Genomic DNA, 12,113 nt, shown 5'->3' on the forward strand with positions numbered 1-12,113 from the left:
TTTAAAAAAGTTGGCACGCTTTTCGCTTTATGTTTATCAAGCAATGTGAGAACCGCAATCAGTGTCCCTCCGGGTGACCACCAGAGGATTGACGGAACATCCCAAACCAGGAGATCTGAATATGTCTGTTGAACATGTATTGACCATGATGGAAGAGTACAACGTTAAATTCGTGGACTTACGCTTTACCGATACCAAAGGCAAGGAACAGCATGTGTCGATCCCTGCTCATCAGGTAGATGAAGATTTCTTCGAAGACGGAAAAATGTTTGACGGTTCCTCAATGGCCGGCTGGAAAGGCATCAACGAATCTGACATGGTACTGATGCCGATTGCGGAATCCGCCCTGATCGACCCGTTCTTTGAAGTCCCGACACTGGTTCTGCGCTGTGATGTGTTAGAGCCGAACACCATGCAGGGTTATGACCGCGACCCGCGCTCTATCGCAAAACGTGCTGAAGATTTCCTGCGCACCAGCGGTATTGCGGATACCGTCCTGTTCGGGCCTGAACCTGAGTTTTTCCTGTTTGATGACATCCGTTTCGGTGCCGATATCTCCGGTGCTTACTATCATATCAATGATATTGAAGCTGCCTGGAACACCGGTACTGTCTATCCGGAAGGTAACAAAGGCCACCGTCCGCGCGTGAAAGGCGGCTACTTCCCGCTGCCGCCGGTCGATTCCTCACAGGATCTGCGTTCTGAAATGTGTCTGGTCATGGAAGAGATGGGTCTGGTCGTGGAAGCACATCACCACGAAGTCGGTACTGCCGGCCAGAACGAAATCGCTACCCGTTTCAATACCATGACGCTGAAAGCGGACGAAACCCAGATGTACAAATATGTGGTGCAGAATGTGGCGCACCGCTACGGCAAAACCGCGACCTTTATGCCAAAACCGCTGGTCGGCGATAACGGTTCCGGTATGCACTGCCATATGTCTCTGTCAAAAGACGGCGTTAACCTGTTCTCCGGGGATAAATATGCCGGTCTGTCAGAAATGGCGCTCTATTACATCGGCGGGATCATCAAACACGCCCGTGCCCTGAACGCCTTTACCAACCCGACCACCAACTCTTACAAACGTCTGGTGCCGGGCTACGAAGCACCGGTCATGCTGGCTTACTCTGCACGTAACCGTTCGGCCTCAATCCGTATTCCGATTGTGTCCAGCGCGAAAGCCCGCCGTATTGAAGTCCGCTTCCCGGACCCGGCTGCTAACCCGTATCTGGCCTTTGCCGCACAGCTGATGGCCGGTCTGGACGGCATCATCAATAAAATTCATCCGGGCGATGCCATGGATAAAAACCTGTATGACCTGCCGCCGGAAGAAGCGAAAGAAATCCCGACAGTTGCACCGTCTCTGGGCGATGCACTGGATGCGCTGGCAGCGGATCATGAGTTCCTGGTACGCGGCGGTGTGTTTACCGAAGATGCGATTAACACCTATATCGACCTGCTGCGTGCTGATGTTCAGCGCCTGAATATGACGCCGCATCCGGTTGAGTTTGATATGTATTACAGCGTGTGATTCTGATAGTGCCGCCGTTTGGCGGCACTCAGAGTGACAGGTTCCGGTTTATTTTGTTGCCGTGAAGCACTTGACCCGCCGTTGGGCGGGTCCTTTTCTCCTGCGGGGTAAATACGCTACAATGCACCAAATTGGTGCAAAGAGGTGGATAATATGAACCCGGATAACAAACCGCAGGCAGAGCAGCTCCTTGATTCACTGATCAACTGTGTCCTGCTGCTGGATAATGATTTGATTATCCGTTACGCCAATCAGTCGGCCATGCAGTTATTCGCCCAGAGTGCCCGTAAACTCACCGGCACACCGCTCCCTATTTTATACAGCTACCTTTCCCTCGATACCGCCACATTGCAGGCCACACTGGCAGAAGGCCACAGCTTTACTGACAACGATGTGACCCTGGTGGTAAATAACCAAATGCACGCTCTTTCGCTGAGTGCCCAGCCGGTATCCGGCGATTTTATTCTGCTGGAACTGACACCGCTGGACAGTCACCGGCGCATTACTCAGGAACAATTACAGCAGGCGCAGCAGGCCGCCGCCCGTGATCTGGTGCGCGGACTGGCGCACGAAATCAAAAATCCGCTCGGCGGGTTACGCGGTGCCGCACAGCTGTTATCCCGCGCGCTGCCGGACCCGGCACTGCAGGAATACACACAGGTGATTATCGAACAGGCCGATCGCCTGCGGGCGCTGGTTGATCGCCTTCTCGGCCCTCAGCATCCGGGGCAGAAAAGTATGCAGAGCATTCACCATGTGGCGGAGCGCGTTTTTCAGCTCATCAATCTGGAAAAACCGGACAATATCACGCTGGTTAAAGACTACGATCCCAGTTTGCCGGAGTTGTCGCATTATCCCGACCAGATCGAGCAGGTTATCCTCAATATTATGCGCAATGCCCTGGAAGCCCTGCATTCCGCAGGCGGCACCATTATTCTGCGCACCCGCACCGCATTCCAGGTAATGCTGCACGGTGAACGCTACCGGCTGGCCGCCAGGATTGATATTGAGGACAACGGCCCGGGTATTCCGCCGCATATCCTGGATACCCTGTTCTACCCGATGGTCAGCGGCCGCGAAGGCGGCTCCGGGCTGGGTTTATCCATTGCCCGCAATCTTATCGATCAGCATAACGGCAAAATTGAGTTCAGCAGCTGGCCGGGTCACACCTTATTTTCACTTTATCTGCCAATCCGTCAGTAAGCCTGTTGAGGAGGTCATATGCAGCCGGGAAAAATCTGGGTCGTTGATGATGACAGCGCGATCCGCTGGGTGCTTGAGCGCGCACTGAGCAGCGCCGGTTATGCCTGTGTCTGTTTTGACAGTGCTGAAAATGCCCTTGCGGCCCTGAACAGCGGACAGCCGGACGTGCTGATCTCCGATATCCGGATGCCGGGCATGGACGGCCTGTCTCTGCTGGCGGCGGTCAAACAGCATAACCCGTTACTGCCGGTGATTATTATGACCGCCCATTCCGACCTGGATGCCGCAGTGAATGCTTACCAGCAGGGCGCGTTTGATTATCTGCCGAAACCGTTTGATATAGATGATGCGGTCACACTGGTGGCCCGCGCCCTGGAACATTACCGCGAGCAGCATCTGCCGGTACGGCAGGAAGCGGCCGCCGATCCGGTGTCCGGCATTATCGGTGAATCCGCTGCCATGCAGGAGGTATACCGGGTGATAGGCCGGTTATCCCGTTCCTCCATCAGTGTGCTGATTAACGGCGAATCCGGGACCGGGAAGGAGCTGGTGGCTCACGCCCTGCACCATCACAGCCCGCGGGCGGATGCACCGTTTATTGCTCTCAATATGGCGGCGATCCCGAAAGATTTGATTGAATCGGAACTCTTCGGCCATGAAAAAGGGGCATTTACCGGGGCATCACAGGTGCGCCGGGGGCGTTTTGAGCAGGCGGACGGCGGCTCGCTGTTTCTTGATGAAATCGGCGATATGCCGCTCGATATTCAGACACGGCTGCTGCGTGTGCTGGCGGAAGGCCAGTTTTACCGCGTCGGCGGTTACGCACCGGTGAAAGTGGATGTGAGGATTATTGCCGCCACCCATCAGGATCTGGAGCGGCTGGTGGCGGAAGGTAAATTCCGTGAAGACCTGTTCCACCGCCTGAATGTGATCCGCATGCAGCTGCCGCCGCTGCGGGAACGGCCGGGGGACATTCCGCGTCTGACACGCCATTTTCTGCAGAAAACCGCAAAAGAGCTGGGAACAGAAGCGAAAAGCCTGCATCCGGATACCGAAGCACTGCTGATGCAGTTGCCGTGGTCCGGCAACGTCCGCCAGCTGGAAAACGTCTGCCGCTGGCTGACCGTGATGTCCGCCACCCAGGAAGTGCTGCCGCAGGATCTGCCTGCCGACCTGACCATGACCGCCGCCGGAGAACATATCCGCAGTGAGCACAGCCATAATCCGGCAGCCGGAAACTGGGATCAGCAGCTGGCGCAGTGGGCGGATGCACAGTTACGGGCCGGGAAAACCGATCTGCTGGCGGATGCTCTGCCGCTGTTTGAACGCACCCTGTTACAGTGCGCACTGAATTACAGCAACGGACACAAGCAGGACGCGGCCCGCCTGCTGGGCTGGGGGCGCAATACGCTGACGCGGAAACTGAAAGAAGCCGGGATTGATGACACTGCATCAACCCCGGAAACAGATTAAATCACGCGGGAGAACTGACGCTGACGCATCTGGTTGCGCAGATAAGTATCGAAACACATACAGATATTACGGATAAGCAGCCGTCCGCGCGGTGTAACCACCAGAGCATCGTCGCGGATCTCAACCAGCCCGTCATCCGCCATCGGCTGCAATAATTGCAAATCTTCGGCGAAATGGGTTTTAAAATCCAGGTTATACTGCTTTTCAATCTGCGGATAATCCAGCCGGAAGTTGCAGATCAGCGCCTTAATCACATCGCGGCGCAGGCAATCTTCCTCAGTCAGCACCAGACCGCGGCACAACCCGTTGCCGCGCTCTTCCACCTGTGCATACCAGGTTTTCAGGTCTTTCTGGTTCTGGGCATAGTGATCACCCAGCATGCTGATCGCAGAGACACCAAAGCCCAGCAAATCGCACTCCTCATGAGTGGTGTACCCCTGGAAATTACGGTGCAGGATGCCGTTATTCTGTGCGACCGCCAGCTCATCATCCGGTTTGGCGAAGTGATCCATCCCGATAAACTGATAACCGCTGCCGGTCAGGTTTTCAATCGTCTGCTGTAAAATTGTCAGTTTCTGCTCTGCGGAAGGCAGGTCTTCATCTTTGATTTTCCGCTGGGCGGCAAACAGGTCCGGCAGATGGGCATAGTTAAAGACACTCAGGCGATCCGGTGACAGTTCCGCCACCCGTTTCAGGGTAAAAGCAAAACTTTCCGGCGTCTGTTTCGGCAGCCCGTATATCAGGTCGATACTGACGGATTCAAACCCGGTTGCACGGGCACGCTCCACCAGCGCAAAAATCGTCGCTTCATCCTGCTCGCGGTTGACCAGGCGCTGCACTTCTTTGTTGAAATCCTGCACCCCCATGCTCAGGCGGTTAAATCCTTCCGCCCGCAGATGGTCGATAACGTCCAATTCTATTTCACGCGGGTCGATTTCAATGGAAAGCTCGGCATCCGGCGCAAAGCGGAAATGCTGACGCAGCATACCGGTCAGACGGCTGATCTGTGCTTTATCGAGATAGGTCGGCGTACCGCCGCCCCAGTGCATCTGATGCACTTCGCGTCCGGCAAACAACGGGGCACGGGCGGCGATTTCTTTCTCCAGCACGGCCAGGTATTCATCCGCCTTATGCTTCTGACGGGTGACTAATTTATTACAGCCGCAGAAGTAACATAATTTATGGCAGAACGGGATATGCACATATAACGACAGCGGGCGCTCCGGATAACGGTTTGCTGAGGCGATAAAATCACTGTCACTGTACTGCTGATTAAATTCCAGTGCGGTCGGATACGAAGTGTATCGCGGACCGGAATAGTTATATTTCCGGATCAATGCCAGATCCCAGATGATCGCGTCAGACATGCTCTCCCCTTTGCCTCACCATTGCAGAATTAATGTATTTCCGTTCTCTGACGGTTTTGTGTGCCGCACAGTTTATCGGATCTGCCGCCCGATTAATATGATCGTGCCACAGACGGATAATCAGACGGATCACTATAATGCAGTCAGCATCGCCGCCAGCCCGAACAGGACACCGGGGGCATTGGCGACCGCAACCGGCAGATCTTTCACTTTAAGGCCGTAAATCACCCAAAGTGTACAGTTAAATGCGGCAGCCAGCGGCTGCAGCGGTGACGTTTTATGTCCCGCCAGATTATCCATAATCTGTGGAATATAGGAGACATACATACAAAATGCCGTAAAGGTTGCCACCCAGCCGAGGCAGCGGATAAAGCGGCTGTGATCGTGCGGCGGACGTTTTGTATCACTCATTGGTTTCTCCCGGTGAACAGCATCAGCATAATCCCGTATTACTCTTCAGAATTATTTATTATTCTCAGTAAGATATCTGCCATAACTGTCACAGAAAAACCGCCGCACGGCGCTGTTTAATCCTCTGTTAAGGCAGATAACACGGCAAACACGTAGGCTTAAAATAAGAAAACCGGCATAACAGTCGCCCGTTACGCCGGTTTTGATGCAGTACCGCCGGTTTCAGTAAAATAACTGAGGATCAGCGCCCTTTCAGCAGTTGCATGATGTCGTCGGTTTTCTCTTCATCATCATCTTCATCAAGAGAAATACCGAGTTTTTCCATCAGCGCGTCGATACGTTCCAGCATGGTATCAACGTAGGTGTTTTCTTCTGCGGTCAGGGTTTCGTTGTTCTCCAGGCGCAGCAACAGTGCATCGAGACGCTCGTCATTCTCGAGTTTTGCCAGTTCCTCTTCAGGAGACAGTCTGGCTTTGACCGGCTCAGCCGGTTTTTTTACCGCCGGTTTGACGGAGGTTTTACCTTCCGCAAACAGCGGAACCGGTTTTTTACTGCCGATACGCGGATCAGCAACCGCATTCTCCGCACCACGGCCGGTCTTGCGGGCATCATCCTGCTGACGGGCACCGGACGGATTACCGCGGTGTTTTTTCTGCCGTTTGCGTTCACGGCCTTCCGCGTTGAGCTCCTCACGGCTTTTCTTTGGTGTCCGTGACCGGGCTGGTTTTTTTGAAATAGCGGCCATATACCTTACTCGCTTAAAAATAACTGATTAATTTGTGTTAACATTTACCACGTAAATGAACAGTACAAAACTATATTCATGGCTTCCGGGCTGCCCGCAGCCATGACAATGATTCGCTGGCGGCTAGTTTACCCTGATTTCCGTCAAAACGATCTATCATTTCGCCTCCGGGTGAATAATGAACACAGCCATTATTTTAACCAAGATATAGAATTATGCACTTTTCACAACAAACGTCGCACCGCCCTGTCTGGTTTTGGGTCGCTGCTTATGTCACGCTCTGGATTATTGTCAGCTACGGATTGGATCCGACGGTGCCCTACGATGCCGTGGAAGCCCTGAACTGGGGCAAAACCGGTGAATGGGGTGCACCGAAAAATCCGTGGCTGGTCGGTATGCTGATGTACCCGGTCATCGCCTTCCCTGACCTGATTGCTGCCGATTTTTACTGGTACTTCATTCATTTTACCGGCATCGGTATTGGTATGTGCGGGGTGTGGTATCTGACACACCGCCTCACACAGCGTTCTGATTACGCCTGGCTGGCACTGTTGTCACTGAATCTGTCGGGGATCATTAATTTCGATTTAATCCCTTATAATGATAACTATATCCTGGTCACCTTCTGGCCGTGGATGCTGTACTTTTTTGTCCGCGCCGTTTATGACAACCCGGCCTGGTGGATTGGTTTTGCACTGACATCCGGGCTGGCGACCATGGGGAAATATTCCACGCTCGCACTCACCGGGATGGTCTTTATCTTCACCCTGTTTGTGCCGAAAGCGCGGGAAAGTTACCGTTCCCCCTGGTTTTATGCTGCGATAGCCATCTGGTTTGCACTGGTCATTCCGAATGTTATCTGGCTGATGAATAATGATTTTGCCGCCTTTAAATGGGTCGATTCACAGATTAAAACCGGCCTGACCCTGAAAACCACCGGTTCACTGTTTACGGTGTTCTATCCGCTGATCATTATTGCCGTCATTATCCGCCTGAAAGGCGGCCGTTTCGGCTGGCCGGAAGAGCAGGCAAAACGGCTTATCAATATTATGATTCTGGCACCACTCGCGGTGATTTATGTCTGGTTCACCTTCCATCAGGGCGGACGTATTACCGAGTGGCTGCAGCCTTTTGTTCTGCTGTGTATTCCGGCACTGATCTGCTCTGTGGTCACACCGCCGGTAAAACCGCTGAAAAACGTGATGAACGGGCTGATAGTCTTTGCCGTCATTGTGATTACGGGCTATGCCGCAGTGATGGGATTCAACATCCGTGACGCCGGACAAAAAAATATCGGGATGAAAACCTTTACGGCGGAGGCAGAAAGCTGGTGGGAACAGGAAACCGGAAAACCGCTGAAATACACCGGCGGGGAATATCTGCATGAATGGGTAACGTTTTACGGTAAACATCAGCCGGAAACACTTCAGCCGTGGATCAATGAGTTCGGCCATGATTACCGGGCAACCAATATTTATAATCTGCATGTCACCCGGGATGATATCCGCCGTCACGGTGCGCTGCTGATCGGCAAAATAAACCGGACCTGTGCCGATGAGCCGTTTACCGGTGCCCTGGAAGACTGGCCGGATCTGGTTATCGTGAAGCGTAAACAGGTGGTCTATCAGTCACAGCCGGGCGCAAAAGAAGAGGCGGTCTGCCTGGGGATTGTCCGGCCGGAACAATAAAGCAGACACAAAAAACCCCCGGCAGCGGGTTGCCACCGGGGGTATGTTCAGTAAATTGCCGCGATTACTCTGTCACTTCATCCTGCCCGGTGGCACGGCGCTGTTTCATCGCCCGGTAGAGCCACAACGCGATAATCACAATAAAGACGGCAGAAAAGTAGTTTGATCCGGCTTCCGGATATTCTGCGCGCATCAGGGCGTTATAGGAGAACAGACCCAGGAAGAACGTACCGGTTACCAGTTTCGGCATGCCTTCCGGCAGCATCTGGTTGAGGTAACGCTGATGGAAACAATAGACCGCAAGGCACAATGCCAGAACCGGAAAAACCGAAAAATGGACTGCGGAATTAAAAAGTGCTGAAAAAGTACCGTGTACTGAAAGCCCGACAATAAAAGCGAGCAGTAAGGTTCCTTTGTCACGGCGATGTTGTTCCGTCATAACGTTCTCCTTGGTGATAAGTGTCAGATTAATGGGGTGTAATCGGAGTCATGCATTTTCTCTTGTTCGCGGCGGTACCAGTAATACGCGCCTCTGGCGATCATCCGCAGCTGTAATACCAGCCGCTCTTCCAGGTGCGCCCGCTTTTCCAAATCAATATCCAGTGCTTCCGCACCGGCGCTGAAAACGATGGTCACCATCGATTCTGCCTGCAATTCAGTAAACTGACGCGGCATTTTACTTTCCAGTTCCAGATAGTCTGCCAGTTCTGCAATAAAATGCTGGATTTCCCGTGCGACCGCTGCACGGAATTCCGCGGATGTGCCGGAGCGCTCACGCAATAATAACCTGAAAGCGTTGGGGTTATTACCGATAAACTCCATAAATGTCGCAACTGATGTCCGGATCACACTCCCGCCTTTGGCGATACGCTGACGCGCCTGACGCATCAGCTGGCGCAGCATCAGCCCGCTCTCATCCACCATCGTCAGCCCCAGTTCATCCACATCTTTGAAATGGCGATAAAAAGAGGTCGGGGCGATCCCGGCTTCACGGGCAACCTCGCGCAGGCTCAGACTGGTGAAGCTGCGCTCAGCGCTGAGCTGACTGAAGGCAGCTTCAATCAGGGCCCGGCGGGTTTTTTCTTTCTGTTTTGCTCTTACACCAATCACGTTACTCACGGAATTCAGACTCTCAATTTATTCAGACGGATCAATATAACAAACTTAATACTTTTTTCAGTGATGATTAGCTTATGGCCGGTGAAATTCCTGAAAAAAAGATTTCCTGAAGTGTGACCTGTAAACCTTACTAATCATAGGTTGATTTTCCATCTGATGTTAAGATGATGTTGTTAACTTATGTATAAACAGGTTACTTCTCATATGCAACAGAACCAGTTTGATGCCATTGTCATCGGCTCCGGCCCGGGTGGTGAAGGTGTGGCAATGGGACTTGTGAAGCAGGGAAAACGGGTTGCCGTAATTGAGCGTTATGATGACGTCGGCGGCGGCTGTACCCACTGGGGAACGATTCCTTCCAAAGCGCTGCGCCACGCGGTCAGCCGTATTATCGAATTTAACCAGAATCCGCTGTACAGTGATAACTCCCGGGTTCTGAAATCTTCATTTTCCGAAATCCTGGCTCACGCCGGCCGGGTTATTACCCAGCAGACCGGCATGCGCCGTGGTTTTTACGAGCGCAACGGCTGTACCATGTTCTGCGGCGAAGCTAAATTCACCGAGGAGGGTGATGTCCGTGTGCGCTACAGTGACGGCAGCTGCGATATTCTCCGTGCGGAGAATGTGGTTATCGCCACCGGTTCGCGCCCGTACTGCCCGCCGGATGTGGATTTCAGCCACTCCCGCATCTATAACAGCGACACCATTCTGTCACTGACACACGAACCGCGCCATGTGATCATTTATGGTGCCGGGGTTATCGGCTGTGAATATGCCTCTATTTTCCGTGGTCTGAGTGTGAAGGTGGATCTGATCAACACCCGCGACCGCCTGCTGGCGTTTCTCGACCAGGAGATGTCAGACGCACTTACCTATCATTTCTGGAACAACGGCGTGGTTATCCGCCAGAATGAAGAGTATGAGCGGATTGAGGGCACGGATGACGGTGTGATTATTCACTTCCGTTCAGGGAAAAAAGTGAAGGCGGACTGCCTGCTCTTTGCCAACGGCCGCACCGGTAACACCGATAATCTCGGTCTTGAGCATGTCGGGATCACCGCTGACAGCCGGGGACTCATCAGTGTCAATGATACCTACCAGACCAGCAATCCGGCGATTTATGCAGTCGGGGATGTTATCGGCTACCCGAGCCTCGCCTCGGCGGCCTATGACCAGGGGCGGATTGCCGCCCGCGCTATCACTCATGACGGCAATGCACCGCTGCATCTGATAGAGGATATCCCGACCGGGATTTATACCATTCCGGAAATCAGCTCGGTCGGTAAAACAGAGCAGCAGCTGACGGCGATGAAGATCCCGTATGAAGTGGGCCGGGCACAGTTCAAACATCTGGCACGGGCGCAAATTGCCGGGCTGGATGCAGGCAGCCTGAAAATTCTGTTCCACCGCGAAACCCGGCAGATTCTGGGGATCCACTGCTTCGGCGAGCGTGCGGCTGAGATTATCCACATCGGCCAGGCGATTATGGAACAGAAAGGTGAAGGTAATACCATCGATTATTTCGTCAATACCACCTTCAACTACCCGACAATGGCGGAAGCCTACCGGGTTGCCGCACTGAACGGACTTAACCGCTTATTTTAAGCCGCAGGCTCCTGCTGGTAATAAGCACACATTTTTGCACGGATAGCCTCTGCCAGCTGGCTGTAACGGCTGCGCAGCGGCGACCCCGGACGGTAAACCAGGATCACTTCACGGAAAGGCTCCGGATTGGTGCAGGAGAGATAACACACGCCGTCGCGTTTGTGCTCCGGCGGAATCGCCAGATCCGGCAGTAACGTGATACCGCTGCCTGCCGCCACCATATTGCGCAGGGTTTCCATACTTGTCGCCCGGAAGTGGGTATCTTCCCGCGCACCGGCCTGGAAACAGAATCCCATCGCCTGATCACGCAGACAGTGCCCGTCTTCCAGCATCAGCAGTTTTTCCCCGGCCAGCTCATGCATTTCCACTTCCTGACGGGATGCCCACGGATGCTCATCATAAATCGCCAGTTTCATCGGCTCATTAAACAGCGGCTCTTCAATAAAGCTGCCGGTTTCTTTTACCCGCGCCAGAATCGCGCAGTCGAGTTTCCCGCTGTCCAGTTGTGCCAGCAGCTGATGAGTCTGGGCTTCATGCAGATACATCTCGAGCTTCGGCCACAGCCGGTGCAGTTCCGGAATGATATGCGGCAACAGATACGGGGCGATGGTCGGGATCAGCCCGATATGCAGCGGCCCTGCCATGCTTTCTCCCTGAAGGGAGGCCATTTCCTCAAGAATTTTCACTTCCCGCAGAATGGTCCGGGCCTGATCCACCAGCAGCATTCCCTGCTGGGTAAACAGGACTTTGCGGCTGGTGCGCTCCAGCAGCATCACACCCAGTTCATCCTCGAGCTTGCGGATCTGTCCGCTCAGTGTCGGCTGGCTGACATGACAGGCATCTGCCGCGCGGCGAAAGTGATTATGCTCAGAAAGTGCCACCAGATATTCCAAATCCCGGATATTCATGCCTGTGTCTCCGTCTGCGATTAATAGATAAAATCAATTGATAACTATCATAACGCAACTGCA

The 12,113-nt window shown here is 53.4% G+C and carries 11 protein-coding genes; 5 read left to right on the top strand and 6 right to left on the bottom strand.

The window, feature by feature from the left end; translation table 11 throughout:
• The first annotated feature begins 121 nt into the window (after positions 1 to 121).
• From glnA to glnG, 3 genes are all read left to right on the top strand, one after another.
• The gene (gene glnA / locus GN208_RS08055) at positions 122 to 1,531 is read left to right on the top strand and encodes a glutamate--ammonia ligase (RefSeq protein ID WP_004236580.1); all 1,410 of its coding nucleotides are present in this window, start codon (positions 122 to 124) and stop codon (positions 1,529 to 1,531) included.
• A gap of 153 nt (positions 1,532 to 1,684) precedes the next feature.
• On the top strand, positions 1,685 to 2,734 hold the full coding sequence (gene glnL, locus GN208_RS08060) for a nitrogen regulation protein NR(II) (RefSeq protein ID WP_004236581.1): 1,050 nt from the start codon (positions 1,685 to 1,687) through the stop codon (positions 2,732 to 2,734).
• An 18-nt stretch (positions 2,735 to 2,752) separates the two neighbouring features.
• Complete coding sequence (gene glnG, locus GN208_RS08065; RefSeq protein WP_004236582.1) at positions 2,753 to 4,207, top strand: nitrogen regulation protein NR(I); 1,455 nt, start codon at positions 2,753 to 2,755, stop codon at positions 4,205 to 4,207.
• On the opposite strand, the gene hemN is transcribed toward glnG, so the two are convergent.
• From hemN to yihI, 3 genes are all read right to left on the bottom strand, one after another.
• Entirely contained in the window at positions 4,204 to 5,574 is a 1,371-nt protein-coding gene (hemN, locus tag GN208_RS08070) for an oxygen-independent coproporphyrinogen III oxidase (RefSeq protein ID WP_004236583.1), read from the bottom strand. The two genes, glnG and hemN, sit on opposite strands and share 4 nt — an antisense overlap.
• Positions 5,575 to 5,706: 132 nt before the next feature.
• The gene (locus GN208_RS08075; RefSeq protein WP_004236584.1) at positions 5,707 to 5,985 is read right to left on the bottom strand and encodes a SemiSWEET family transporter; all 279 of its coding nucleotides are present in this window, start codon (positions 5,983 to 5,985) and stop codon (positions 5,707 to 5,709) included.
• A gap of 241 nt (positions 5,986 to 6,226) precedes the next feature.
• Positions 6,227 to 6,730: a Der GTPase-activating protein YihI gene (gene yihI, locus GN208_RS08080; protein ID WP_004236585.1), complete on the bottom strand. Its 504-nt coding sequence runs from the start codon at positions 6,728 to 6,730 to the stop codon at positions 6,227 to 6,229.
• A gap of 215 nt (positions 6,731 to 6,945) precedes the next feature.
• Between yihI and GN208_RS08085 the strand changes: the two genes are divergently transcribed.
• The gene (locus tag GN208_RS08085) at positions 6,946 to 8,418 is read left to right on the top strand and encodes a glycosyltransferase family 39 protein (protein ID WP_004236586.1); all 1,473 of its coding nucleotides are present in this window, start codon (positions 6,946 to 6,948) and stop codon (positions 8,416 to 8,418) included.
• A gap of 64 nt (positions 8,419 to 8,482) precedes the next feature.
• On the opposite strand, the gene GN208_RS08090 is transcribed toward GN208_RS08085, so the two are convergent.
• Together GN208_RS08090 and fabR are read right to left on the bottom strand one after the other, a co-directional pair.
• Positions 8,483 to 8,857 (bottom strand): YijD family membrane protein, encoded by a 375-nt coding sequence (locus tag GN208_RS08090; protein WP_004236587.1) that lies wholly within the window; start codon positions 8,855 to 8,857, stop codon positions 8,483 to 8,485.
• Between the two features lie 23 nt (positions 8,858 to 8,880).
• Positions 8,881 to 9,537 (bottom strand): HTH-type transcriptional repressor FabR, encoded by a 657-nt coding sequence (gene fabR / locus GN208_RS08095; protein WP_004240776.1) that lies wholly within the window; start codon positions 9,535 to 9,537, stop codon positions 8,881 to 8,883.
• A gap of 204 nt (positions 9,538 to 9,741) precedes the next feature.
• On the opposite strand from fabR, the gene sthA reads away from it, so the two are divergent.
• A complete protein-coding gene (gene sthA / locus GN208_RS08100) occupies positions 9,742 to 11,142 on the top strand; it encodes a Si-specific NAD(P)(+) transhydrogenase (RefSeq protein ID WP_015422398.1) in 1,401 nt (466 codons plus the stop codon).
• On the opposite strand, the gene oxyR is transcribed toward sthA, so the two are convergent.
• Entirely contained in the window at positions 11,139 to 12,050 is a 912-nt protein-coding gene (oxyR, locus tag GN208_RS08105; protein WP_004236590.1) for a DNA-binding transcriptional regulator OxyR, read from the bottom strand. The genes sthA and oxyR overlap by 4 nt on opposite strands.
• Positions 12,051 to 12,113 lie beyond the last annotated feature (63 nt).

This window comes from Morganella sp. HSTU-ASny43 (genome assembly GCF_022819185.1).
In the GTDB taxonomy this organism is placed as follows: Bacteria; Pseudomonadota; Gammaproteobacteria; order Enterobacterales; family Enterobacteriaceae; genus Morganella; species Morganella morganii.